This window comes from Roseateles sp. YR242 (genome assembly GCF_900109745.1).
Classification (GTDB): Bacteria; Pseudomonadota; Gammaproteobacteria; order Burkholderiales; family Burkholderiaceae_C; genus Roseateles.
Map to the genome: position 1 here is coordinate 15,197 of NZ_FOAV01000001.1, position 23,838 is coordinate 39,034.

23 protein-coding genes and 1 tRNA gene are annotated in these 23,838 nt (G+C 64.0%); all 24 read right to left on the reverse strand.

Annotation, left to right across the window (positions count from 1 at the left end; all coding sequences use genetic code 11):
- Nucleotides 1-88: 88 nt before the first annotated feature.
- The 24 genes from BMY53_RS00070 to BMY53_RS00185 all read right to left on the reverse strand — a co-directional run bounded on the left by BMY53_RS00070 (nt 89) and on the right by BMY53_RS00185 (nt 23,803).
- Complete coding sequence (locus BMY53_RS00070; RefSeq protein ID WP_092942168.1) at nt 89-574, reverse strand: DUF1178 family protein; 486 nt, start codon at nt 572-574, stop codon at nt 89-91.
- A gap of 25 nt (nt 575-599) precedes the next feature.
- Nucleotides 600-1,244, reverse strand: a complete 645-nt coding sequence (locus BMY53_RS00075) for an NUDIX domain-containing protein (protein WP_092942171.1) — start codon at nt 1,242-1,244, stop codon at nt 600-602.
- The gene (locus tag BMY53_RS00080) at nt 1,228-1,560 is read right to left on the reverse strand and encodes a DUF2818 family protein (protein ID WP_092942174.1); all 333 of its coding nucleotides are present in this window, start codon (nt 1,558-1,560) and stop codon (nt 1,228-1,230) included. Before BMY53_RS00080 ends, BMY53_RS00075 begins: the two co-directional genes overlap by 17 nt.
- A 56-nt stretch (nt 1,561-1,616) precedes the next feature.
- Nucleotides 1,617-3,098 carry an NADH-quinone oxidoreductase subunit NuoN gene (gene nuoN / locus BMY53_RS00085; protein ID WP_092942177.1) on the reverse strand — a complete coding sequence of 494 codons (1,482 nt, stop codon included), beginning with the start codon at nt 3,096-3,098 and terminating at the stop codon, nt 1,617-1,619.
- A 12-nt stretch (nt 3,099-3,110) separates the two neighbouring features.
- Nucleotides 3,111-4,580, reverse strand: a complete 1,470-nt coding sequence (locus tag BMY53_RS00090; protein WP_092942180.1) for an NADH-quinone oxidoreductase subunit M — start codon at nt 4,578-4,580, stop codon at nt 3,111-3,113.
- A 16-nt stretch (nt 4,581-4,596) separates the two neighbouring features.
- Nucleotides 4,597-6,636 carry an NADH-quinone oxidoreductase subunit L gene (nuoL, locus tag BMY53_RS00095; RefSeq protein ID WP_092942183.1) on the reverse strand — a complete coding sequence of 680 codons (2,040 nt, stop codon included), beginning with the start codon at nt 6,634-6,636 and terminating at the stop codon, nt 4,597-4,599.
- Between the two features lie 25 nt (nt 6,637-6,661).
- Nucleotides 6,662-6,973, reverse strand: coding sequence for an NADH-quinone oxidoreductase subunit NuoK (nuoK, locus tag BMY53_RS00100; RefSeq protein WP_058935569.1), 312 nt, complete (start codon nt 6,971-6,973; stop codon nt 6,662-6,664).
- A gap of 2 nt (nt 6,974-6,975) precedes the next feature.
- Complete coding sequence (locus BMY53_RS00105; RefSeq protein WP_092942186.1) at nt 6,976-7,614, reverse strand: NADH-quinone oxidoreductase subunit J; 639 nt, start codon at nt 7,612-7,614, stop codon at nt 6,976-6,978.
- Nucleotides 7,615-7,683: 69 nt separating this feature from the next.
- Nucleotides 7,684-8,181 carry an NADH-quinone oxidoreductase subunit NuoI gene (nuoI, locus tag BMY53_RS00110; RefSeq protein WP_058935571.1) on the reverse strand — a complete coding sequence of 166 codons (498 nt, stop codon included), beginning with the start codon at nt 8,179-8,181 and terminating at the stop codon, nt 7,684-7,686.
- Between the two features lie 6 nt (nt 8,182-8,187).
- A complete protein-coding gene (gene nuoH, locus BMY53_RS00115; protein ID WP_092942189.1) occupies nt 8,188-9,297 on the reverse strand; it encodes an NADH-quinone oxidoreductase subunit NuoH in 1,110 nt (369 codons plus the stop codon).
- 10 nt (nt 9,298-9,307) lie between these two features.
- On the reverse strand, nt 9,308-11,647 hold the full coding sequence (gene nuoG / locus BMY53_RS00120) for an NADH-quinone oxidoreductase subunit NuoG (protein ID WP_092942192.1): 2,340 nt from the start codon (nt 11,645-11,647) through the stop codon (nt 9,308-9,310).
- 23 nt (nt 11,648-11,670) lie between these two features.
- Nucleotides 11,671-13,080, reverse strand: a complete 1,410-nt coding sequence (nuoF, locus tag BMY53_RS00125) for an NADH-quinone oxidoreductase subunit NuoF (protein WP_092942195.1) — start codon at nt 13,078-13,080, stop codon at nt 11,671-11,673.
- Between the two features lie 10 nt (nt 13,081-13,090).
- Nucleotides 13,091-13,630 (reverse strand): NADH-quinone oxidoreductase subunit NuoE family protein, encoded by a 540-nt coding sequence (nuoE, locus tag BMY53_RS00130; protein ID WP_092942198.1) that lies wholly within the window; start codon nt 13,628-13,630, stop codon nt 13,091-13,093.
- Between the two features lie 12 nt (nt 13,631-13,642).
- Nucleotides 13,643-14,896 (reverse strand): NADH-quinone oxidoreductase subunit D, encoded by a 1,254-nt coding sequence (locus BMY53_RS00135; protein WP_092942201.1) that lies wholly within the window; start codon nt 14,894-14,896, stop codon nt 13,643-13,645.
- 93 nt (nt 14,897-14,989) lie between these two features.
- Nucleotides 14,990-15,583: an NADH-quinone oxidoreductase subunit C gene (locus BMY53_RS00140; RefSeq protein ID WP_092942204.1), complete on the reverse strand. Its 594-nt coding sequence runs from the start codon at nt 15,581-15,583 to the stop codon at nt 14,990-14,992.
- Between the two features lie 20 nt (nt 15,584-15,603).
- Nucleotides 15,604-16,080: a NuoB/complex I 20 kDa subunit family protein gene (locus tag BMY53_RS00145; protein ID WP_092942207.1), complete on the reverse strand. Its 477-nt coding sequence runs from the start codon at nt 16,078-16,080 to the stop codon at nt 15,604-15,606.
- Nucleotides 16,081-16,188: 108 nt separating this feature from the next.
- Entirely contained in the window at nt 16,189-16,548 is a 360-nt protein-coding gene (locus BMY53_RS00150; RefSeq protein WP_092942211.1) for an NADH-quinone oxidoreductase subunit A, read from the reverse strand.
- Between the two features lie 341 nt (nt 16,549-16,889).
- Nucleotides 16,890-16,974 (reverse strand) — tRNA-Leu (locus BMY53_RS00155).
- Nucleotides 16,975-17,175: 201 nt separating this feature from the next.
- Nucleotides 17,176-17,577 carry a preprotein translocase subunit SecG gene (gene secG / locus BMY53_RS00160; RefSeq protein ID WP_092942214.1) on the reverse strand — a complete coding sequence of 134 codons (402 nt, stop codon included), beginning with the start codon at nt 17,575-17,577 and terminating at the stop codon, nt 17,176-17,178.
- Between the two features lie 55 nt (nt 17,578-17,632).
- Nucleotides 17,633-18,388 carry a triose-phosphate isomerase gene (tpiA, locus tag BMY53_RS00165; RefSeq protein WP_092942217.1) on the reverse strand — a complete coding sequence of 252 codons (756 nt, stop codon included), beginning with the start codon at nt 18,386-18,388 and terminating at the stop codon, nt 17,633-17,635.
- Nucleotides 18,389-18,415: 27 nt separating this feature from the next.
- Entirely contained in the window at nt 18,416-19,402 is a 987-nt protein-coding gene (locus tag BMY53_RS00170) for an NAD(P)H-quinone oxidoreductase (protein WP_092942219.1), read from the reverse strand.
- Between the two features lie 6 nt (nt 19,403-19,408).
- The gene (gene pnp / locus BMY53_RS00175; protein ID WP_092942222.1) at nt 19,409-21,547 is read right to left on the reverse strand and encodes a polyribonucleotide nucleotidyltransferase; all 2,139 of its coding nucleotides are present in this window, start codon (nt 21,545-21,547) and stop codon (nt 19,409-19,411) included.
- A gap of 209 nt (nt 21,548-21,756) precedes the next feature.
- Entirely contained in the window at nt 21,757-22,026 is a 270-nt protein-coding gene (rpsO, locus tag BMY53_RS00180) for a 30S ribosomal protein S15 (protein WP_092943663.1), read from the reverse strand.
- Nucleotides 22,027-22,426: 400 nt separating this feature from the next.
- Nucleotides 22,427-23,803, reverse strand: coding sequence for a YuxH family protein (locus BMY53_RS00185; RefSeq protein ID WP_092942225.1), 1,377 nt, complete (start codon nt 23,801-23,803; stop codon nt 22,427-22,429).
- Nucleotides 23,804-23,838: the final 35 nt, after the last annotated feature.

Sequence of the window (23,838 nt, forward strand, 5' to 3'; positions counted from 1 at the left end):
GAATCGCGGAACCAATCGCGGAAGGAGTTGCGACTGGCGTTGCGGCCGGAGGTGCCCAAGGAGTTGGGCCAGTGAAGCGGCAGACCGCCTATTGCAGAGGATCCTTGAGCCCGTCGGGCACGGGCAGCGCCACAACTTCAATGCCTTCTTCGGCCAGCGCACTGGCTTCATCCGGTGTGGCCTGGCCACGAATACCGCGGGCCTCGGTTTCACCGTAATGGATGCGGCGCGCCTCTTCGGCAAAGCGGTCGCCGACATCCTCGGTGTTGGCCATCAGGTGCCGCACGGCCTGCATCACCTGTCGTTGCAGCGCCACAGGCAAAGCGGCAGCACCGACGCCGCCGCTTCCCTCGCCCCCCGACATGGCGGGTGCAGGCGCAGCGGCTGGCGCCACCGGCTCCGCAGCCGCGGACAGGTTCAGGCGCGGGGCGCTCGGCATGCGCCGCACCTGTGCGCTGTTGCACAGCGGGCAGCTCAACAAGCCGCGCTGCTGTTGCGATTCAAAATCCGCGGCCGAGCCGAACCAGCCCTCAAAACCGTGCCCCGCCTCGCAGGCCAGATTCAGTACCAACATGGTGGAAATGCCAGCCCTTCCGGCTTCAGCCTGCGGTTGTCCAGGCCAACGGCCATGCACCGGCGCGCCAGCGAGCCAGCCAGAGCAGGCAGCTCAGTGTCTTGGCGTCGGTCAGTTCACCGTTGAGCACCATCTGGTCCAGTTCGTCCTGCGTGTGAGCCACGACATCCAGGAACTCACCGTCGTCCAGCTTTCGCTCGCCGGCCACCAGGCCGCGTGCAAAGAAGATCTCGATGCGTTCGGTGGAGTAGGCAATGGCGTTGTGCATCACACCCGCGTAAGCCCACTCCGTGGCACGGTAACCGGTCTCTTCCAGCAGTTCGCGCCGGGCACAGGTCAAGGGCGGTTCGTCCGGGTCTAGCTTGCCGGCCGGAAACTCCAGCATCACACGCCCCATCGGATACCGATACTGCCGCTCCAGCAGCAAACGGCCATCCTCCAGGATGGGGACGATCACGGCCGCACCGGGATGGGTGATGTATTCGCGGGTGGCCTCACGCCCGTTCGGCAATCGGACGTGATCGCGGCGGACCTGAAGAAAATTGCCGCGCAACACCCATTGGGAGTCGAGCGGCAATTCGCGGAGATGGGGGTCGGCATCCGCCGTGGGCGTGATGCCCTGGCTGGTGTCGGGGTGGGTGCCGGACGGATCGTCAGCTGTCGTCGTCATCGAACTCTCGTACGCGGGTCCGGGAGCGGCGCAGGTAACGCCACACAAAGCCCGGAAAGCCCAGGGTGATGAACAGCGCCAGGGCGGCAGCGTAGAACTCCCAGCCCTGGGGCGCGCGCTGGCCGAGCCGGTATTCCAGCAGGAAACCGATGGCCAGCGTCAGCAATGACAGCAAGAACAGTTCCAGCAGGGTCCAGCCCGCGGCCTTCGGCTCACGCCGAGGGCCTACCAGCAGGATGCGGGAACTGAGGTAAGGGAGGTTGGCCGCGACCAGCGCGACCAACAAGACGGTCCAGACCGAAGCGCTTTGCTCCATGCGGTAACTACCCTGCCCTATTTCAGTGCTGATTCAACAACGATGCCAGCGGCCGATCAGGCGTGTGCCAATGCGCGGGTAAGCGCCTGGTTGCACAGCGTCAGCAGGCCACCCGGCAGCAGGCCCAGCGCCAGCACCGCGATGCCGTTGAGCGACATCACCAGGCGCGCATCCGTCGGCGCGGTCAGGCCCGAGCGGTCGGTGGGTTCGTCGAAGAACATCACCTTCACCACGCGCAGGTAATAGAAGGCCCCCACCAGCGACAGCAGCACAGCGATCACCGCCAGCCAGATGTAGAGCTCGGAACCGGTCGACACCATGGCCTGCAGCACGGCCAGCTTGCCGTAGAAACCGGCGGTCGGCGGGATGCCGGCCAGCGAGAACATGTAGATGGCCATGACCAGCGCATACCAGGGGCTGCGCTTGTACAGGCCGGACAGGTCACTGATGTTCTCGGACTCGAAGCCCTGACGCGCCAGCAGCATCACCAGGCCGAAGCTGCCCAGCGTGGTCAGCACGTAGGTGATGGTGTAGAACATGGCCGAGCTGTAGGCATTCAGCGCATGGTCAGTGGAACCGTTCACCACGCCCGAGGCCAGGCCCAGGACCACAAAGCCCATCTGCGCAATGGTCGAGTAGGCCAGCATGCGCTTGAGGTTGGTCTGCGCAATGGCGGCCAGGTTGCCCACCACCAGCGAGGCCACGGCCATCACCAACAGCATCTGCTGCCAGTCAGTGGCCAGGCCCAGCATGCCGCCCACCAGCAGACGCAGCGTGATGCCGAAGGCGGCCAGCTTGGGCGCCGCGCCGATCATCAGCGTGGCGGCCGTGGGAGCGCCCTGGTACACGTCAGGCACCCACATGTGGAAGGGAGCCGCACCCAGCTTGAAGCCCAGGCCCGCAACGACGAACACCACACCCAGGATCAGCACCGCCTTGTTGGGGATGCCGGCACCCACCACCTCGAACACGCGGGGGATGGACAGCGAACCAGTGGCGCCATACATCATCGACAGACCGTAGAGCAGGAAGCCCGAGGCCAGCGCACCCAGCACGAAGTACTTCATCGCGGCTTCGGTGGAGACGGTGTGGTCGCGGCGCAGCGCGGTCAGCGCATACAGCGACAGGCTCATCAACTCCAGGCCCAGATAGACCATGAGGAAGTTGTTGGCGGCCACCATCACGCCCACGCCCAGCAGCGACAGCATGCTCAGGGTGAACAGCTCGCCCTTGAGCATGTCGCGCGACTCGGTGTAGGGACGGGCATAGACCAGCGTGACGATCAGCGCGATGGCCGAGACGCCAGAGAGCAGATGGCTCAGCGGGTCCACGATCATCATGCCCTGCATGGCCACGGCGGGCGAATCGCCCATGGCCGCAAAGTGCATGGCCGCGACCACCGCCAGGCTGAGCTGCGTCAGCCAGTAGGTGGGCGTGCGACGCGGATCGGTCACAAACAGATCCACCAGCGCGACCACGCAGGCCAGCACCAGCAGCAGGATTTCGGGGTAGGCAGCGACCCAGTTCATCTCATTCATTGTGGTGGGCCCTTATTGGATCTTGGACACCGCGACGTGCTTGAGCAGCTCGGTGACGGATTGGTGCATCACATCCGTGAAGGGCTTGGGATACACGCCCATCCACAGCACAGCCGCCGCCAGGATGGCCAGCATCAGGAACTCGCGGCCATTGATGTCGGTCAGCGACTTCACGTTGTCGTTGGCCACGGGGCCGAAGTACACGCGCTTGATCATCCACAGCGTGTAGGCGGCACCGAAGATCAGTGCGGTGGCCGCCAGCAGGCCGATCCAGAAGTTGAACTGCACGGCACCCAGGATGACCATCCACTCACCGACGAAACCGGCGGTCGCGGGCAGGCCGCAATTGGCCATGCCGAACAGCACCGCGAAGGCCGCGAACTTGGGCATGGTGTTGACCACGCCGCCGTAGTCGGCGATTTCACGCGAGTGCACACGGTCATACAGCACGCCGATGCACAGGAACATCGCGCCCGACACGAAGCCGTGGGCAATCATCTGCACGATGGCGCCGGAGACACCCAGCTCATTGAACATGAAGAAGCCCAGGGTCACGAAGCCCATGTGGGCGACCGACGAATAGGCCACCAGCTTCTTCATGTCGCGCTGGACCATGGCCACCAGGCCGATGTAGATCACCGCGATCAGCGACATGGCCACAATCACCCAGGCGTATTCACGCGCAGCATCCGGGGCGATGGGCATGGAGAAACGCAGGAAGCCGTAGGCACCCAGCTTCAGCATGATCGCCGCCAGCACCACGGAACCAGCCGTCGGCGCCTCCACGTGAGCATCCGGCAACCAGGTGTGCACCGGCCACATCGGCACCTTCACCGCGAAGGCCGCAAAGAAGGCGAAGAACAGCAAGGTCTGGGCCGACAGCGGCAGCGGCAGCTGGTGCCAGGTGAGGATGTCGAAGCTGCCCGACTTGTTGTACAGGTACAGCAGCGCAATCAGCATCAGCAGCGAACCGGCCAGTGTGTAGAGGAAGAACTTGAACGCGGCGTACACACGACGCGGACCGCCCCACACGCCGATGATGATGTACATCGGGATCAGCGTGGCCTCGAAGAACACGTAGAACAGCATGCCGTCCAGGGCGCTGAACACGCCGACCATCAGGCCGGACAGGATCAGGAAGGCGCCGTAGTACTGGTGCACGCGGGTCTCGATCACTTCCCAGGCCGACAGCACCACGATGATGGTGATGAAGGCGGTCAGCGGCACGAACCACATCGAGATGCCATCCACACCCAGGTGGTAGTGGATGTTGAAGCGTTCGATCCAGTCCGCCTTCTCGACGAATTGCATCGCGGCGGTGGCGTCATTGAAACCCGTGATCAGGGGCAGCGTGACGAGGAAGCAGATGATGGAGGCCACCAGCGCGAGCCAGCGCACCGCGCCCGCGTTCTCGTCGCGACCCATCACAAGCAGCAGGCCGCCGAAGACGACAGGCAGCCAAATGGCAAGACTTAGCAACATTCTTATTCTCCGCCGATCAGCGCCCGAACAGGTTCAAGAGCTGGTTGACCATGTGAGGCCACAGCTGCCAGGTCATCAGGCCGACCACGCCCAGGATCATGACCAACGCATACCAGTACAGGTGGCCGGTCTGGATCAGCCGCACCAGGCCGGCGATGCCGCCGATGGTACGGGCCGAGCCGTTGATCACCACGCCGTCGATCAGGCCTTGGTCGCCCACCTTCCACAGCCCGGTTCCGAGGGCACGGGCGGCGCGGGCCAGCACGTTCTCGTTGAACCAGTCCATGTAGTACTTGTTCTCCAGCAGGGTCACGATCGGGCGGAATACGCGGGCGATCGTGGCCGGGATCTGCGGGGCCACCATGTAGAACACATAGGACAACACCACACCGGCAATCGCCAACCACAGCGGCAGGGTCTGCACCGAATGCAGCGCCATCGCGGCGGCACCGTCAAACTCATGCGCCAGCTCGCTCATCGCGTGGTGGGCCTCATGGTTCACGAAGATCGCGTCCTTGAAGAACTCGCCATGCAGCATGGGCTGGATGGTGAGGTAACCGATCACCACCGACGGGATGGCCAGCAGGATCAGCGGCGCGGTCACGACCCAGGGGGATTCGTGCGGCGTGTGATCGTGGCCGTGGCCATGGTCGTCATGGTGGTCGTGTTCACCCGGGAACGGCTTGTGATGGAAGTGCTCCTTGCCGTGGAAGACCAGGAAGTACATCCGGAAGCTGTAGAACGCCGTGACAAACACACCGGCCAGCACGGCGAACGAGGCAAAGCCCGCAGCCGGCAGGTGGCTGGCATGCACCGCCTCGATGATGCTGTCCTTGGAGTAGAAGCCGGAGAACAGCGGCGTGCCGATCAGCGCCAGCGAACCCAGCAGCGAGGTGATCCAGGTGATGGGCATGTACTTGCGCAGGCCGCCCATGTTGCGGATGTCCTGGTCGTGGTGCATGCCGATGATCACCGAGCCCGCGCCCAGGAACAGCAGGGCCTTGAAGAAGGCGTGGGTCATCAGGTGGAACACCGCGACCGAGTAGGCCGAGGCGCCCAGCGCCACCGTCATGTAGCCGAGCTGCGACAGCGTGGAGTAGGCCACCACGCGCTTGATGTCGTTCTGGATGATGCCCAGGAAACCCATGAACAGCGCCGTGATGGCACCGATCACCATGATGAAGTTCAGCGCGGTGTCGCTCAGCTCGAACAGCGGGCTGAAGCGAGACACCATGAAGATGCCGGCGGTCACCATGGTGGCCGCGTGGATCAGCGCGGAGATGGGGGTCGGACCTTCCATCGAATCCGGCAGCCAGACGTGCAGCGGGAATTGCGCGCTCTTGCCCATCGCACCGATGAACAGGCAGATGCAGGCCACGGTCAGCATCATCCAGTCCTGGCCGGGGAACTTGATGGCGGCCAGCTCGGCGGACTTGGCGAAGGTCTCGGTGTAGTTCAGCGAACCACCGTAGGCCACCAGCAGGCCGATGCCCAGGATGAAGCCGAAGTCACCCACCCGGTTGACCAGGAAGGCCTTCATGTTGGCAAAGATGGCGGTCGGCTTGGTGTACCAGAAACCGATCAGCAGGTAGGACACCAGGCCCACCGCTTCCCAGCCGAAGAACAGCTGCAGCATGTTGTTGCTCATCACCAGCATCAGCATGCTGAAGGTGAACAGCGAGATGTAGCTGAAGAAGCGCTGGTAGCCGGGGTCTTCCTCCATGTAGCCGATGGTGTAGATGTGCACCATCAGCGAGACGAAGGTCACCACGCACATCATCATCGCGGACAAGCCGTCGATCATGAAGCCGACTTCCATCTTCAGATTGCCCAGCGTCATCCATTCATAGATGGTCTGGTTGAAGCGCGCACCGTCCTGGATGACGGACTGGAGCGTCAGGGCCGAGATGATCAGGGAGATCAGCACGCCTAGGATGGTCACGGTGTGGGCGCCACGGCGCCCCACCTGCTTGCCGAACAGGCCCGCCACGATGGCGCCGACCAGCGGCGCCAGTGGCACCGCCAGCAGCATGTTCTGTGAAAGTGTTGCAGACATTGTTTTTCTCGCTTCCTGCCGCCCGTCAGCCCTTCAGGGCATCCAGTTCTTCCACGTTGATGCTGCTGCGATTACGGAACAGCACCACCAGGATGGCCAGGCCGATGGCGGATTCAGCCGCCGCGACCGTGAGGATGAAGAACACGAACACCTGGCCGGCCATGTCGCCCAGGTAGTGGGAGAAGGCCACGAAGTTCAGGTTGACCGCCAGCAGCATCAGCTCGATGGCCATCAGCAGCACGATCAGGTTCTTGCGGTTCAGGAAGATGCCGATCACCGACAGCGCAAACAGGATGGCGCCCAGGGTCAGGAAGTGTCCCAGCGTGAGTACGCCCATCATCATGCGGCTCCTTCGTTCTTCTCGACCGGCACGGCCGGTTGTTCCACCGTCGGCGCCACCTTGATGATGCGCAGGCGGTCGCCCTTCTTCACACGGACCTGCTGCGACGGATCCTGGTGGCGCGAATCCTTGCGGCCGCGCAGGGTCAGTGCGATGGCGGCAATGATGGCCACCAGCAGCAGCACGGCCGCGATCTGCAGCGGTGCCAGGTAGTGCGTGTAGACGTTAATTCCCAGCAGCTTGGCGTTGGGAATGCTGGCCAGATCAGCCGGCAGTGCCTGGGCTTCGCTGACGCGGAAGCCCGGCATCAGGATCAGGGCCATTTCCAGCGCGATGAAGGCGCCGATCAGGCCGGCGATCGGCACGTGCTTCCAGAAGCCCTTGCGCACCGTGTCCGAATCGAAATCCAGCATCATCACGACGAACAGGAACAGCACCATGACGGCGCCGATGTAGACCAGCACCAGCGTGATGGCCAGGAACTCGGCCTTCAGCATCATCCAGATGCAGGCGGCGTTGAAGAACGCCAGGATCAGGAACAGGGCCGAATAGACGGTACTGCGGGCCGTGATCACGAGGACCGAGGAGCCCAGCAGAACGACGGCAAAGAAATAGAACAGCAAGGTGGTGATGTTCATGGGATTTCCTGCAAGCAGGCTGGAGCGCGCGGAAGAAGGCCCTCTCGGGGAGGGCCTGCCGCGCCGCTGTCAGCGGTACTTGGCGTCGGCCTCCTTGCTGGCTGCAATTTGCGGCTCATAACGGTCCCCGACAGCCAGGAGCATTTCCTTGGTGAAGTAGAGGTCGCCACGCTTTTCGCCGTGGTATTCGAAGATGTCGGTCTCGACGATCGAGTCCACCGGGCAGCTTTCCTCGCAGAAGCCGCAGAAGATGCACTTGGTCAGGTCGATGTCGTAGCGGGTGGTACGGCGCGAGCCGTCCGCACGCACGTCGGACTCGATGGTGATGGCCATGGCCGGGCACACCGCTTCGCACAGCTTGCAGGCGATGCAGCGCTCTTCACCGTTTTCATAACGGCGCAGCGCATGCAGGCCACGGAAGCGCGGCGACAGCGGCGTCTTCTCTTCCGGGAACTGCACGGTGATGTTGCGCGACAGGAAATGCCGGCCGGTCAGGGCCATGCCCTTGAACAGCTCGGTGAGCATGAAGCTCTTGAGTAGGTCCTTGATGGAGCTCACAGCGGACACCTCGGATTACTTCCAGATATTGAACGGGGACTGGATCCACAGACCCACGAACACCAGCCACACCAGGGTGACGGGGATGAAGATCTTCCAGCCCAGACGCATGATCTGGTCGTAGCGGAAACGGGGGAACGTGGCACGCACCCACAGGAAACCGGTCACGACCACGAAGGTCTTGAAGAACAGCCAGAACCAGTTCCAGAACGGCATCGTCTTCTCGATGAGAGACGGCGTGTCCATGCCCAGCAGGCTGAAGGAGATCGGCGCGGCCCAGCCACCCAGGAACATCACCGCGGCCAGGGCCGAGACGAGGATCATGTTGGCGTATTCGGCCAGGAAGAACATCGCGAACGACATGCCCGAGTACTCGATCATGTGGCCAGCCACGATTTCCGATTCACCTTCCACCACGTCGAACGGGTGGCGGTTGGTCTCGGCCAGGCCGGAGATGAAGTACACAACAAACACGGGCAGCAGCGGCAGCCAGTTCCAGGACAGGAAGCTCAGGCCCATGGAGGCGAAGCGGCCGGTGTCCTGGCTCACCACGATGTCGGTCATGTTCATCGAACCGGTGACCATCAGCACGATGACCAGCGCGAAGCCCATGGCGATTTCGTAGGACACCATCTGTGCCGAGGCGCGCAGCGCACCCAGGAAGGCGTACTTCGAGTTGGAAGCCCAGCCGGCGATGATCACGCCATAGACTTCCAGCGAGGTGATGGCCATCACGAACAGCAGGCCGGCATTCACGTCGGCCACGGCCGCGCCAGGCCCGAACGGCACCACCGCCCAGGCGGCCAGGGCCGGCATGATGGTCAGGATCGGACCCAGGAAGAACAGGGCCTTGTTGGCGGCCGAGGGGACGATGATCTCCTTGAAGATCAGCTTCACCGCGTCGGCGATGGGGGTCAGCAGGCCCAGCGGACCCACCCGGTTGGGGCCCGGGCGGATCTGGGACCAGCCGATGGCCTTGCGTTCCCACAGCGTCAGGTAGGCCACGCAGATCATCAGCGGTGCCACGACCACGATGATCTTGAGCAGGCTCCAGATCACGGCCCAGGTACCGGCCCACAGGGCGCCGTCCATCAGCGAGGCGCCGGCGTTGTACAGGTTATCCATCGTCTCGTCCTCAGGCCTTGGTCACGCTGATGGCGCCGAACATGGCACCCAGCGCGGCGGTTTCCGGCAGACCGGCGGGCACGCGCACCACGGTGGCGGGCAGGCGGGCATCCAGCTGGGCCGACAGCACGGCTTCACCGGCACCGGCTTGCGCCACACGCACCTGGGCGCCCTTCCCTTCCAGGCCCAGCTGGGTCCAGAGGGCTTGCGGCAGGAAGGCCACGGCGGCGTCACGGCCGTCGCGCGTCAGCTGCAGCGAGGTGGCGCGGCGCACCAGGGCGTCGGTCGCGTAGATGGGCACGGCGCTGAGGCGCTCGATGCCACCGGCCACGGCCGTCGAAGCTGCGGAAGCAGACGACGCGGTCACGGTGTTGCTCAGGCGGCCGGTCAGCTCGGTGCTCACACCCAGCGCCGCGTTGCGGACCTGCTCGGAGCTGTCGAACTCGAAGCCTTGCAGGCCCAGCAGGTTGCCCAGCACACGCAGGATCTTCCAGGCCGGGCGGGTTTCGCCACGGGCCTTGACGACACCGACAAAGCTCTGCAGGCGGCCTTCGGCATTAACGAAGCTGCCCGAGGTCTCGGTGAACGGGGCGGCGGGCAGCAGCACGTCGGCGTAGTCCAGACCGGTCTTGAACGGGCTCAGTACCACCACCATCTCGGCGGCAGCCAGGGCCTTGGCAGCCGCAGCGGGGTTGGCGCTGTCCAGCACCGGGTCGGTGTTCAGCAGCACCAGCGCCTTGGCGGGCTTGTCGCCCAGCAGTTCGGCGGCGGCACGGCCACCCTGGCCCGGACGGGCATTGACCAGCTGTGCACCCACGGTGTTGGCAGCGGCGCTCAGCACACCGACGCTGGCGCCGGTCTGTGCGCCGATCCAGTTGGCCAGGGCCAGCAGGGTCGAGGCTTGCGGATGCTGCACGGCGGCATTGCCCAGCAAGATGGCCTTGCGTTCGCCGGAGAGCAGCGCGTCAGCCACACGGCGCGAGGCTTCATTGGCCTCGCCCGCCACCGGGGCGCTGCCGCCCTTGACGCTGGCGATGGCCGCAGCCACACCGGCCAGTTCCTGCACCCAGGTGCTGGGTGCGGCGGTGATGCGGGCGGACACCGGCAGCAGCCAGTTTTCTTCCGAAGCCCCCAGGGCCACGACTTGCGCACCCTGGCGGGTGGCCTGGCGCAGGCGCTGTGCAAACAGCGGATGGTCCTTGCGCAGGAAGGAGCCAATGACAAAAGCGCGGTCCAGCTGCGTCAGCGACGCGACCGGGGTGCCCAGCCAGAAGGCCTTGCCGGCTTCGGCGCGGAAGGCCGGGTCAGCGGCACGCAGCGCGGTGTCGATATTTTCGCTGCCCAGGCCGCGCACCAGTTGCGCCAGCAGGTGCAGCTCTTCCACGGTGCTGTGCTCGGAACCAAGCGCGGCGATGGACGAGGCGCCCTTCTCCGTCTTGACCTGCTTCAGGCCATTGGCGACGTATTCCAGCGCGGTGGTCCAGTCGACCGACTTCCATTGACCGCCTTGCTTGAGCATGGGGGTGGTCAGGCGGTCGTCGCTGTTCAGCGATTCATACGAGAAACGGTCGCGGTCGGCGATCCAGCACTCGTTGACGGCTTCGTTTTCCAGCGGCACGACGCGCAGGACATCGTTGCCCTTGACCTGCACCACCAGGTTGGCACCGGTGGAGTCATGCGGGCTGACGCTCTTGCGGCGCGACAGCTCCCAGGTCCGGGCGCTGTAGCGGAAAGGCTTGCTGGTGAGCGCACCGACCGGGCAGATGTCGATCATGTTGCCCGACAGCTCGGAATCCACCGTGCGGCCGACGAAGGTCTGGATTTCGCTGTGCTCGCCGCGGTGCGCCATGCCCAGTTCCATCTGGCCGGCGATTTCCTGGCCAAAACGGACGCAACGGGTGCAGTGGATGCAGCGGCTCATTTCCTCCATGGAGATGAGCGGGCCCACGTTCTTGTGGAACACCACCCGCTTCTCTTCGGAGTAGCGCGACTTGCCGGCGCCGTAGCCCACGGCCAGATCCTGCAGCTGGCACTCACCGCCCTGGTCGCAGATGGGGCAATCCAGCGGGTGATTGATCAGCAGGAACTCCATCACGCCCTGCTGGGCCTTGATGGCTTTGTCGCTCTTGGTGCGCACGATCATGCCCTGCGTGACCGGCGTGGCGCAGGCAGGCAGCGGCTTGGGTGCCTTCTCCACTTCCACCAGGCACATGCGGCAGTTGGCGGCGATGGAGAGCTTCTTGTGATAGCAGAAGTGCGGGATGTAGGTGCCGGCCTTTTCGGCGGCATGCATCACCATGCTGCCTTCGGGCACTTCGACCTTCTGGCCGTCGAGTTCGATTTCAACCATAGCTTGTTCTCAGCGGCTCCGGGTCAGGCCACCGCGTGGGCGGCCTGCGCTTGATGCGTCGTGGAGGAGGTGGACTGGGCCTGCTCGATCATGGCGATGAACTCATGCTTGAAGTGCTTGATCATCGCGCGCACGGGCATCGCGGCGGCGTCGCCCAGGGCGCAGATGGTGCGGCCCTGGATGTTGTCGGCCACCGAGTTCAGCAGGTCGATGTCTTCGAGCCGACCCTTGCCATGGGCAATGCGCTCGATGACACGGTGCATCCAGCCCGTGCCTTCGCGGCAGGGGGTGCACTGGCCGCAGGACTCGTGGGCATAGAAATAGGACAGGCGCAGCAGGCTGTTGACCATGCAGCGCGAGTCGTCCATCACGATGACGGCGCCCGAGCCCAGCATGGAGCCGTTCTTGGCGATGGAGTCATAGTCCATCGTGCACTGCATCATGATGTCGGCCGGCAGCACCGGGGCGGACGATCCGCCCGGAATCACGGCCTTGAGCTTGCGGCCGGTGCGCACGCCACCGGCGAGCTCCAGCAGCTTCTCGAACGAGGTGCCCAGCGGGACCTCGTAGTTGCCGGGCTTGTTCACGTCGCCCGAGACCGAGAAGATCTTGGTGCCGCCGTTGTTGGGCTTGCCGATCTCCAGGTACTTCTGGCCACCGTTGCGGATGATCCAGGGCACCGCGGCGAAGGTCTCGGTGTTGTTGATGGTGGTGGGCTTGCCGTAGAGGCCGAAGCTGGCCGGGAACGGCGGCTTGAAGCGCGGTTGGCCCTTCTTGCCTTCCAGCGATTCCAGCAGCGCGGTTTCCTCGCCGCAGATGTAGGCGCCGAAGCCGTGGTGCGCATGCAGCTGGAAGCTGAAGTTGCTGCCCAGGATGTTGTCGCCCAGCAGGCCGGCCGCGCGCGCCTCTTCCAGCGCCGCTTCGAAGCGTTCGTACACCTCGAAGATTTCGCCGTGGATGTAGTTGTAGCCGGTGCGGATGCCCATGGCGTACGCCGCAATCGCCATGCCTTCGATGACGATGTGCGGGTTGAACATGAGGATGTCCCGGTCCTTGCAGGTACCCGGTTCACCTTCGTCCGAATTGCAGACGAGGTACTTGGCGCCCGGGAACTGGCGGGGCATGAAACTCCACTTCAGCCCCGTCGGGAAGCCGGCGCCGCCACGGCCGCGCAGGCCCGAGGCCTTCACCTCGGCAATGACCTGGTCGGGCGTGAGTCCTGCCACACCCGGCTCACCGGATTCGGTCACCGGCGCGGGCGCACCGTCCTTGCCCAGGATCTTGCGCAGGGCCTGGTAGCCGCCACGTGCCTGGTAGTCCTGGAGCGACCAGTTCTTGCCGTTCAGGTCGGCATAGATCTGGGGGCCGAGGTGACGGTCATGGAAGCAGGTCTCGACGCCCGTCGATTGCCACTTGGAGAGATCGATAGTCATCCGCGTTCCCTCAGTTCTTGGCGGCGTGCGCCTTCAGCGCATCCACCAGTTCGTCCACGCGTTGCGGGCTCATGAAGCTGCACATCTGGCGGTCGTTGACCAGCATCACCGGCGCATCGGCGCAGGCGCCCAGGCACTCGCTCTTCTGCACGGTGAAGAGGCCGTCGGCCGTGGTGCCGCCCTCGTCCACGCCGAGCTTGCTGCACAGCTGCTCCAGCGTCTTCTGGCCATCACGCAGCTGGCACGGCAGGTTGGTGCAGACATTCAACTTGAACTTGCCCAACTTGCGCTGGTTGTACATGTTGTAGAAGGTCGTGACCTCGTAGACGGCGATCGCGGGCATGCCCAGGTACAGGGCAATGGCGTCCTCCGCCTCACGCGAGACGTGGCCCTGCTCCTGCTGGACGATGGACAGGCAGGCCATCACGGCCGACTGCGCCTGCTCGGCCGGGTATTTGGCAACCTCGCGCGCGAAACGGGCCTGGGTGGACGCGCTCAGGACGAATCCCGCCGTGGCGATTCCGGTTTGGGTAACTTCAGTGCTGCTCATCGCGATCACCACTCAACGGTCAATTTCACCGAACACGATGTCCATCGTGCCGATCACGGCCACCGCGTCAGCGATCATGTGGCCACGCGCCATCTCGTCCAGTGCGGCCAGGTGCGAATAACCCGGTGCGCGGATCTTCAGGCGGTAAGGCTTGTTGGCACCGTCGCTGACGATGTAGATGCCGAACTCGCCCTTCGGGTGTTCCACGCTGGCATAGGCCTCGCCCTCGGGGACGCGGAAACCTTCCGTGAACAACTTGAAGTGGTGGATCAGCTCTTCCATGCTGGTCTTCATCGCCACGCGAGACGGGGGTGCGACCTTGTGGTTGTCGGTGATCACCGGACCCGGGTTGGCCTTGAGCCACTTCACGCACTGCTGGACGATGCGGTTGGACTGGCGCATTTCTTCGACGCGCACCAGGTAGCGGTCGTAGGTGTCGCCGTTGGTGCCCACCGGGATGTCGAAGTCCATCTTGCCGTAGACATCGTAGGGCTGGGTCTTGCGGGTGTCCCAGGCGATACCGGAGCCGCGCAGCATCGGGCCGGTCAGGCCCAGGTTCAGCGCGCGTTCGGGCGTCATGACACCGATGCCGACGGTCCGCTGCTTCCAGATCCGGTTGTCGGTCAGCAGGGTTTCGTAGTCGTCCACATTGGCCGGGAAGCGCGCGCAGAAGTCCTCGATGAAATCGAGCATCGAACCTTGGCGGTTCGCGTTCAGGCGGTCGATGGCCTTCTGGTTCTTGATCTTGCTGACCTTGTACTGCGGCATGGTGTCCGGCAGGTCGCGGTAGACACCGCCCGGACGGAAGTAGGCCGCATGCATGCGCGCGCCGGAGACGGCTTCGTACATGTCGAAGATGTCTTCACGTTCACGGAAGCAGTAGATCAGGATGTTCATCGCGCCGCAGTCGATGCCGTGCGCGCCCAACCACAGCAGGTGGTTCAGGATGCGGGTCAGCTCGGCGAACATCACGCGGATGTACTGGGCACGTTCGGGCACTTCCAGGCCCATCATCTTCTCGATGGCCAGGCAATAGGCGTGCTCGTTGGACATCATCGAGACGTAGTCCAGGCGGTCCATGTAGGGCAGCGACTGGATGAAGGTCTTGGTCTCGGCCAGCTTCTCGGTGGCACGGTGCAGCAGACCGATGTGCGGGTCGGCGCGCTGGATGACTTCGCCGTCCAGCTCCAGCACCAGACGCAGCACGCCGTGGGCGGCCGGGTGCTGCGGCCCGAAGTTCAGGGTGTAGTTCTTGATTTCGGCCATGATCAGGACTCCCGCCGGGCCGCCGCAAGGGGGGCCTGCGCCCCCGCGGGGGGCAGCGATGCGGCTACGCCGCGAGATTGGGGGTTAAACATTTCACAGTCCGCCGTAGTTGTCTTCGCGGATGACACGAGGTGTGATTTCGCGCGGCTCGATGCTCACCGGCTGGTAGATCACACGCTTTTGCTCGGGGTCGTAACGCATCTCGACGTGGCCCGTCACCGGGAAGTCCTTGCGCATCGGGTGGCCGATGAAACCGTAGTCCGTCAGGATGCGACGCAGGTCTTCATGGCCTTCGAAGATGATGCCGTACATGTCGAAGGCTTCGCGTTCGAACCAGTTGGCGGCATTCCAGATCGGGGTCACGGCGGCCACGACCGGGAAGTCGTCGTCCGTGGCGAAGACCTTCAGGCGCAGGCGCCAGTTCTTGTTGATCGACAGCAGGTGCGAGACGGCCGCGAAACGCGGGCCTTCATAGGCACCGTCCTTGTAGGCGCTGTAATCCACGCCGCAGAGGTCGATCAGCTGCTCGAAGCGCAGCTCGGAATGGTCGCGCAGCAGCTTGGCCACCTGGAGGTAGTCCTTGGCTGCAACGGTGATGGTGATCTCGCCGAGTTCGCGCTTCAACGCCACGATCTGGCCGCCCAGGACGGATTCGAGCGCCGCCTGCAAGGTATCGAGTTTGCTCATGTGCTTGGCTTGCGTAGGGCTTAGCGCGCGATGGTGTTCTCGCGGCGGATCTTGGCCTGCAGTTGCAGGATGCCGTAGAGCAGTGCCTCGGCGGTCGGCGGACAGCCCGGGACGTAGACGTCCACCGGCACGATCCGGTCACAGCCGCGCACCACCGAATAACTGTAGTGGTAATAGCCACCACCGTTGGCGCAGGAGCCCATGGACAGCACCCAGCGGGGCTCGGCCATCTGGTCATACACCTTGCGCAGGGCCGGGGCCATCTTGTTGCACAGCGTGCCCGCCACGATCATCAGGTCGGACTGGCGGGGGCTGGGACGGAACAACATGCCGAAGCGGTCGATGTCGTAGCGCGCGGCGCCGGCGTGCATCATCTCCACCGCACAGCACGCCAGACCGAAGGTCATCGGCCACAGGGAGCCGGTTTTGGACCAGTTCACCAGCACGTCGATGGACGTGGTGAGGAAACCTTCCTTCAAGAGGCCTTCGTTACCCATATCGAAATTCCAATCTTTCGAAAGCATGGGGTTGGGCGCCCTGCCCTTCCCCACCGCGCGTCAGGCCTGCGGGGCCTTTCGCACCTTTGGTGGCTCAGCAGCAGCCGGTCATTCCCAATCGAGGGCGCCCTTTTTCCACTCGTAGGCGAAACCCACGACCAGAATGCCCAGGAACACCATCATCGCCCAGAAACCGGCCGCGCCCACTTCGCGCAGGGACACGGCCCAGGGGAAGAGGAAGGCGATTTCCAGGTCGAAGAGGATGAAGAGAATGGCGACGAGGTAGTAGCGCACGTCGAATTTCATCCGCGCGTTCTCAAAGGCCTCGAAGCCGCACTCATAGGGGGAATTTTTGGCCTCGTCAGGACGACGCGGGCCGAGCAGGAAGCCCAGGAGCTGGGGTGCTATACCCACCACGGCGCCGACCAGAATGAAAAGGATGACGGGGAGGTATTGTTCCAGGCTCACGACTTTGCTCTTCGTTTGATGCCGGGATGGACGGTCGACAGCGGGCAATTCAAATGCCCGACAGACAGCCCCATTCCGAACAGGTTTCCAACGGGCCACCGAGATCAACCGTCCGCCGACACAAAGGTCAGCCAACGGTTCCCGGCAATCATTCGGCAAAAACAACGGGCGCGCCGTGAGCGGTGTATACACATCGCTTACGGACCGCGCCCGCCTGTCCTTTGAAATTCTTTCAGATCACCCGATCTTCAAAAAATTCAAAGGCCTCAACCTGCTTTAGTCTCACTACTGACCCGGCTTGTTGGGCTAGATCACAAGGACCATGGCAGGCCGATTTATTCTGGTGCCGACGGCGAGACTCGAACTCGCACAGCTTTCGCCACTACCCCCTCAAGATAGCGTGTCTACCAATTTCACCACGTCGGCTTGTGTCACCTCTCAGTGACTTTGTCTTGACGGCTCGCGTTTCAGACAGCCTCGCATTCTATAGCGGTTTCTGAAGCTCACTGGAAAACCGAAGCGAATTTCTCGAGGAGCTTACGCCAGCCGCCCACTTCTGTTAAGGAAGCTCTGCGAGGACTGATGCAGAGCTTTCTTCAAACAATATCAGCGCAGGCAACCCGTAGATTACTGCGAAGCGCCAGAAGCTGCAGGAGCGGCCGGGGACAACACAGCACCCGGGACCACGTCCGTGGCAGCGGAGGCGGCCGGCGCGGGCGCGGAGGCCGGTGCAGCGCCCTGCTCCAGCAGACGCTCAGCAGCCGAGCCCCCCACCAGCGACGCAGATTCCCGATGGCTGCTCATGTAGGCCAGGGCCAGCGTGCAGACAAAGAAGATGGTCGCCGCGATCGCGGTGCTGCGCGACAGGAAGTTGGCACTCCCGGTCGCACCGAACAGGCTGCCGGAGGCGCCGCTGCCGAAGGAGGCACCCATGTCGGCGCCCTTGCCGTGCTGCACCAGCACCAGACCGATCATTGCCAGGGCAGCCACCAGCTGCAGCACCAGCACCAGATTCATCAACACTTGCATTTGCTTCTTTCTCCGAAAACTCGTTCAGGGCGACCGCCGGGGTTCATCCGGTAGGTCAGCCCGCAGCGCGGCAGATCGCCGCAAAATCAGCAGCCTTCAAAGCGGCGCCTCCGATGAGGCCTCCGTCGATATCGGGCTGGGCAAACAATTGGGCGGCATTCTCAGGCTTGACACTGCCACCGTAGAGGATCTGCATCTGGTCCGCCTTTTGCGTGGCAGCCTTCAGTTGCTGACGCAGCAGGCCATGCACATGCTGCGCCTGCTCCGGCGTGGCGGTCAGGCCGGTACCGATGGCCCACACCGGCTCATAAGCCACCACCATTTCACCGGTGCAATGCGTGAGCGTATGGATGACCGCAGCGAGCTGGCGCTTGACCACCTCTTCGGTACGACCAGCCTCGCGCTCCGCCAGCGTCTCGCCCACACAGACGATGGGCGTGATGCCATGTGCCAGCGCAGCCTTGGCCTTGTCGGCCACCAGTTGGTCACCCTCCTGGTGGTAGGCCCGGCGTTCTGAGTGACCCACGATGACGTAGCGGCAACCCAGATCCGCGAGCATGGCAGAAGACACCTCGCCGGTGTAGGCGCCCTGCTCATGGGCCGAGCAATCCTGCGCACCAAAAGCCACCAGTTGCCCGGTCAATGCCAGCGCGGTTTCGGTGATGTAGGGAAAGGGCACGCAGACGGCGACCTGGGCGTTCCAGGGACCCGCCTCCTTGAGGCCAGCCAGCAGCACGGCATTGGACGCACGGGTGCCATGCATCTTCCAGTTGCCCACCACCAGCTTCTTGCGTGTCGATTTATCGTGCATCCATCGGTCTCCGTCTTGATTCGTGTCTCACCAGCTCAGCACGATCTTGCCGACATGCTCACCCGACTCCATCAGCGCATGGGCCGCCGAAGCCTGATCCGCCGGCAGTTGCCGGTACAGCACCGGGCGGATGAGCCGCCGCTCCAGCAAGGGCCAGACACGCTCACGCAGGGCGCGGGCAATGCCAGCCTTGAAATCCAGCGAGCGCGGACGCAGCGTGGAACCGGTGATCGTCAGACGACGACGCAGCACCTGGCCCGCATCGAATGACGCCTTCACCCCACCCTGCACCGCAATGATGACTGCGCGGCCGTCTTCGGCCAGGCAGTCCACGTTGCGGGCGACATAGTCACCCGCGACCATGTCCAGGATCACATCCACGCCCCGGCCTTGCGTGAAGGCCTTGGCCTCCGCCACGAAGTCCTGGTCGCGGTAGTTGATCGCCAGATCAGCACCCAGCGCGCGGCAGGCTTCAGCCTTCTGCGCATGGCCCACGGTGACCAGCACCGTCGAACCCAGCGCCTTGGCGATCTGGATGGCGGTGACACCGATGCCGCTGCTGCCGCCGTGCACCAGCAGGGTTTCGCCCGGCTGCAGACGAGCCCGCTCGAAGACATTGCTCCACACCGTGAAGAAGGTCTCCGGCAGGCTGGCCGCCTCCGCCAGGCTCCATCCCGCAGGGACAGGCAGGCATTGCGCCACCGGCGCCACGCAAAGCTCGGCATAACCACCACCAGCCACCAGCGCACAGACCGCATCGCCGACCCGCAGGCCGGCGGCGGCCAGCGCCGTGACGTCACCCGCTTCAATGGTGCCCGCCACCTCCAGGCCGGGGAGATCACTCGCCCCGGGTGGTGGTGGGTAGGCCCCCTCGCGCTGCAGCACGTCAGGCCGGTTGATGCCGTAGGCAGCCACACGGATCAGGCACTCCCCCACCCCGGCGACGGGGTCGGGACGCTCGACCAGTTGCAACACCTCCGGACCACCCGGCTGGCTGATGGCGATCGCCTTCATGACGACTTACTCGCCTGCGCCTTCCGACGGGGCGCTGAAGGGGGCCGGTGCATCGCGATCCAGCAGCGCCTTCATGGACAGCTTGATGCGGCCCTTTTCGTCGGTCTCGAGCACCTTGACCTTGACGACCTGGCCTTCGCTCAGGAAGTCGGTCACCTTTTCCACGCGCTGGTGGGCGATCTGGCTGATGTGCAGCAGGCCGTCCTTGCCGGGCAGGATGTTGACCAGGGCACCGAAGTCGAGGATCTTGGTGACCGCGCCTTCGTAGACCTTGCCAATTTCCGCTTCAGCGGTGATTTCCTGGATGCGCTTCTTGGCGATTTCGGCCTTGGCGCCATCGGTGGAGGCGATGGTGATGGTGCCGTCTTCAGCGATGTCGATCTGCGTACCGGTTTCTTCGGTCAGCGCGCGGATGGTGGCGCCGCCCTTGCCGATCACGTCACGGATCTTCTCCGGATTGATCTTCATCGTGTACAGGCGGGGTGCGAACTGCGAGATTTCGGTGTTGGCCGAACCCATCGCACCGACCATCTTGTCCAGGATGTGCAGGCGGGCTTCCTTGGCTTGCGCCAGGGCGACCTGCATGATTTCCTTGGTGATGCCCTGGATCTTGATGTCCATCTGCAGGGCGGTGATGCCAGCGGTCGTGCCGGCCACCTTGAAGTCCATGTCACCCAGGTGATCTTCATCACCCAGGATGTCGGTCAGCACGGCGAAGCGGTTGGCGTCCTTGATCAGACCCATAGCAATACCCGCCACGTGTGCCTTCAGCGGCACGCCGGCATCCAGCAGCGACAGGCAGCCGCCGCAGACCGAAGCCATGGACGAGGAGCCGTTGGACTCGGTGATTTCCGACACCACGCGGATGGCGTAGGGGAAGTCTTCCTTGGTCGGCAGCACGGCCACCAGGGCACGCTTGGCCAGACGGCCGTGGCCGATTTCGCGACGCTTGGGGCTGCCCACGCGACCGGTTTCGCCAGTGGCGAACGGGGGCATGTTGTAGTGCAGCATGAAGCGCTCGGAGTACTCACCGGCGAGCGCGTCGATGACTTGCGAGTCACGGTCGGTACCGAGCGTGGCGGCCACCAGGGCCTGGGTTTCGCCACGGGTGAACAGGGCGGAACCGTGGGCGCGCGGCAGCACGCTGTTGCGGATCTCGATGGGGCGCACGGTGCGGGTGTCGCGACCGTCGATGCGGGGCTCGCCGGCCAGGATCTGGCTGCGCACGATGCGCGCTTCGATCTCGAACAGCAGGCCTTCGACTTCCACGCCGTCGAAATCAACGCTTTCAGCAGCCAGGGCGTCCTTCACCTTGGCATAGGCCTCGCGGCAAGCCTGGGTGCGGGCCTGCTTGGAGCGGATCTGGTAGGCGGCGCGCAGCGGCTCTTCGGCCAGGGCGGTGACCTTGGCGATGAAAGGCTCGTCCTTGGCGGGCGCGGTCCAGTTCCAGGACGGCTTGCCGGCTTCACGCACCAGTTCGTTGATGGCGGCGATGGCGATCTTGCCTTGCTCATGGCCATAGACCACGGCGCCCAGCATGACGTCTTCAGTCAGCTGGTCAGCTTCGGACTCCACCATCAGCACAGCGGCTTCGGTACCGGCCACCACCAGGTCCAGCTTGGACTCGGTCAGCACGGTCTTGCCCGGGTTCAGCACGTATTCGCCGTTCACATAACCCACGCGGGCGGCACCGATCGGGCCATTGAACGGGATGCCGGAAATGGCCAGCGCAGCGCTGGTGGCAATCAGGGCGGCGATGTCAGCCTGGACTTCCGGATTCAGCGACAGCGTGTGGATGACCACCTGGACTTCGTTGAAGAAGCCTTCGGGGAACAGCGGGCGGATCGGACGGTCGATCAGGCGCGAGGTCAGGGTCTCCAGCTCGCTGGGGCGGCCTTCACGCTTGAAGAAGCTGCCCGGGATCTTGCCGGCGGCGTAGGTCTTCTCGAGGTAGTCGACGGTCAGCGGGAAGAAGTCCTGGCCAGCCTTGGCTTCGGTACGGGCCACCACGGTGGCCAGCACCACGGTGTCTTCGATGTTGACCAGCACGGCACCGGTGGATTGACGGGCGATCTCGCCCGTCTCCATCGTCACCTGGTGTTGGCCCCATTGGAAGCTCTTGACGACCTTGTTGAACATGCTCATTGCATCTCCTCAGTGATTCAGCCGCTTGCGGTGCGGCTTCAACCGGGAGTGAAGCTGGGTTTGGCGGGATGCCATTCCAGGGGGACTGCGATCAACGGCGCAAACCCCTTGGAATGACACAGCAGCGCCACGTCAGCCCGACTCCGTTCAGAAACAACAAAGAGCCTGTTGGCATACATCCAGACAGGCTCTTCGTTCACAGGCGATGATTACTTGCGCAGACCCAGCTTCTGGATCAGAGCGGTGTAACGGTCAGCGTCCTTCTTCTTCAGGTAGGACAGCAGGCTCTTGCGCTGGTTGACCATCTTCAGCAGACCGCGACGGCCGTGGTGGTCCTTGGCGTGCAGCTTGAAGTGGGGGGTCAGTTGGTTGATGCGTGCGGTCAGCAGGGCGACTTGCACTTCAGGAGAACCCGTATCGTTAGCGCTACGTGCGTTGTCCTTGACGATTTCAGCCTTGCTCAGATCGGCGATTGCCATGATGCGTTCCTTGTTCCGGAATGGGTTCGGAAAGGCCGCTGGCAACGTACGAACCGTGAATAAACACCGGTGCGATGCAAGCGGTTTCCGAGATTGACTTGCGGACACAGGTGAAACCGACCCGTGCCGTGCTCGAAGTTCTGTCAGGTTCAAGCGCCACACAGCCTGCGCGATTCACGAGGCGATTCACGAGGCGATTCACCAGGCAATTCGGCACGGACAGCATGGCTCAAACCGACAAAACGGGGCGAGTATAACGCAGTGTTTCCGTCCAACGAAGTGCGGGGCAGGCAGGGCTGATTGCTCACGGTGGCTCGGCGAGGCTTGGCGTGACGCCTGGGGTGGCTCAGCGTGACGCCAGGGCGGCTCAGGGCGGCTCAGGGCGGTTCATGGCGGTCATTCAGCACACTGGCGTTGCTGGGGCGGCGTCCGCCAGGGCGGTGCCGTCTTTGTGCTCCTCGTCCTCCTGGGGTGGCAGCAGCGCTACCAAGGACTCCCGGGAGCATAAGCGCCGGTACAGATCAAACACACGAGCTTCCAGTTCCATGGGCGTACGGCAGGCTCGCGCCCCGATAAGCCGCGCCCGGAAGTTGTACATCTGCTCCCGCACCGAGGTCGACCATATGCGGCCCCGCTCATGCGGGTCGAATGAACTGCCACGCAAAATGCGGAACCAGCCCGCCAGGACTCGATAGGGGATGGCCTCCATCAGGTCGGTGAGGGTGGCGGCCTGCATGGGCCCTTGCCCCTGTACATAACCCTGGACGTGACCCTGGACATGCTCGTGCGCAGGCCCGTGCCAATGCCCATGCATGTAGCCCGACATCCTTCCAAGCGCCTGACTATGCATCTGTCCAGGCATCTGTCCAGACATTGGCCCCGGCGTCTCGGCCTTCATTTGGTGGTAACCCCCATGAGTGGCCACACGCCCGAGCCCGGCGTGCGGCGGCGGGTAGCCCGGACCGTGGCCGGGGCTGTAGATTCGCTGCAGCATCAGCAGGCGGATGACCAGCGCCGGATCCGTGGCGGCGACCATGGCCAGCGTGTCCCGCCCCGCGCCCTGCTCCACCAGGCGGTTGAGTTTCTGCACCACCTGCGCATCACAGCACGGGAGGGCCCGGACCGTTTCTTCCTGCGGCGGATGAACAAGCGGCCCCTGAAAAAAGTGAACGCCCAGGCGGCGTAGACGCAGATAGTCCGCCGGCTCCGTCAACCCCTGCGCAATCACCTGCAGATTGGCGCAGTGGGCACGCGCCACGAAACCCGCCCAACTGGCGGACGGGGCCTGCGCCACCCCCAGCTTGCCGTAGGCAGCAAACGGCGCCCAGCTCCAGCGAGCCTCGTCCACACCACCCAGATCCGCCAGCGCAAACCGGTAGCCCCGGGCATGCAACTGCGCGATGCGACGGGTGACCGCCGCATCCACCACGATCTGGCCGGCCAACTGGATGACAAACTGCGGCGAACACAGGGCATCCGCCACCGGGCTGAGCAGCGCCGGCTGATCCAGCGTGACGAACAGCAGCCCACGGGAGCGGTGCCGCAGCCCGCCATCGAGCAAGGCGTGGCTGAGCGTCATGCTCACGGCCAGGGGGCTGGGCGGCTGCCCTTCACGCGGAGCATCATCGCCCCAGCGAAAGCTCAGCTCGTGCCCCATGGGCTCCACAGCGCCATCGGCGATCGACTGGCGCGCGAAACGCACCCAACGGATGTCATTGGCCCGGAACTGGCGCGCGGGAGGAAGTTCTGGGTGGACGGATCGGACAGACTGCGACATCAACAAGCTCCACCTGCGGATAGGCAGGCTTTTCA

Excerpts from the sequence above, each read along its gene's own strand:
- BMY53_RS00070 (WP_092942168.1), bottom strand. The coding sequence starts at position 574 with ATGTTGGTACTGAATCTGGCCTGCGAGGCGGGGCACGGTTTTGAGGGC.
- BMY53_RS00075 (WP_092942171.1), bottom strand. The coding sequence starts at position 1,244 with ATGACGACGACAGCTGACGATCCGTCCGGCACCCACCCCGACACCAGC.
- BMY53_RS00080 (WP_092942174.1), bottom strand. The coding sequence starts at position 1,560 with ATGGAGCAAAGCGCTTCGGTCTGGACCGTCTTGTTGGTCGCGCTGGTC.
- nuoN (WP_092942177.1), bottom strand. The coding sequence starts at position 3,098 with ATGAATGAGATGAACTGGGTCGCTGCCTACCCCGAAATCCTGCTGCTG.
- BMY53_RS00090 (WP_092942180.1), bottom strand. The coding sequence starts at position 4,580 with ATGTTGCTAAGTCTTGCCATTTGGCTGCCTGTCGTCTTCGGCGGCCTG.
- nuoL (WP_092942183.1), bottom strand. The coding sequence starts at position 6,636 with ATGTCTGCAACACTTTCACAGAACATGCTGCTGGCGGTGCCACTGGCG.
- nuoK (WP_058935569.1), bottom strand. The coding sequence starts at position 6,973 with ATGGGCGTACTCACGCTGGGACACTTCCTGACCCTGGGCGCCATCCTG.
- BMY53_RS00105 (WP_092942186.1), bottom strand. The coding sequence starts at position 7,614 with ATGAACATCACCACCTTGCTGTTCTATTTCTTTGCCGTCGTTCTGCTG.
- nuoH (WP_092942189.1), bottom strand. The coding sequence starts at position 9,297 with ATGGATAACCTGTACAACGCCGGCGCCTCGCTGATGGACGGCGCCCTG.
- nuoG (WP_092942192.1), bottom strand. The coding sequence starts at position 11,647 with ATGGTTGAAATCGAACTCGACGGCCAGAAGGTCGAAGTGCCCGAAGGC.
- nuoF (WP_092942195.1), bottom strand. The coding sequence starts at position 13,080 with ATGACTATCGATCTCTCCAAGTGGCAATCGACGGGCGTCGAGACCTGC.
- nuoE (WP_092942198.1), bottom strand. The coding sequence starts at position 13,630 with ATGAGCAGCACTGAAGTTACCCAAACCGGAATCGCCACGGCGGGATTC.
- BMY53_RS00135 (WP_092942201.1), bottom strand. The coding sequence starts at position 14,896 with ATGGCCGAAATCAAGAACTACACCCTGAACTTCGGGCCGCAGCACCCG.
- BMY53_RS00140 (WP_092942204.1), bottom strand. The coding sequence starts at position 15,583 with ATGAGCAAACTCGATACCTTGCAGGCGGCGCTCGAATCCGTCCTGGGC.
- BMY53_RS00145 (WP_092942207.1), bottom strand. The coding sequence starts at position 16,080 with ATGGGTAACGAAGGCCTCTTGAAGGAAGGTTTCCTCACCACGTCCATC.
- secG (WP_092942214.1), bottom strand. The coding sequence starts at position 17,577 with ATGCAAGTGTTGATGAATCTGGTGCTGGTGCTGCAGCTGGTGGCTGCC.
- tpiA (WP_092942217.1), bottom strand. The coding sequence starts at position 18,388 with ATGCACGATAAATCGACACGCAAGAAGCTGGTGGTGGGCAACTGGAAG.
- BMY53_RS00170 (WP_092942219.1), bottom strand. The coding sequence starts at position 19,402 with ATGAAGGCGATCGCCATCAGCCAGCCGGGTGGTCCGGAGGTGTTGCAA.
- pnp (WP_092942222.1), bottom strand. The coding sequence starts at position 21,547 with ATGAGCATGTTCAACAAGGTCGTCAAGAGCTTCCAATGGGGCCAACAC.
- rpsO (WP_092943663.1), bottom strand. The coding sequence starts at position 22,026 with ATGGCAATCGCCGATCTGAGCAAGGCTGAAATCGTCAAGGACAACGCA.
- BMY53_RS00185 (WP_092942225.1), bottom strand. The coding sequence starts at position 23,803 with ATGTCGCAGTCTGTCCGATCCGTCCACCCAGAACTTCCTCCCGCGCGC.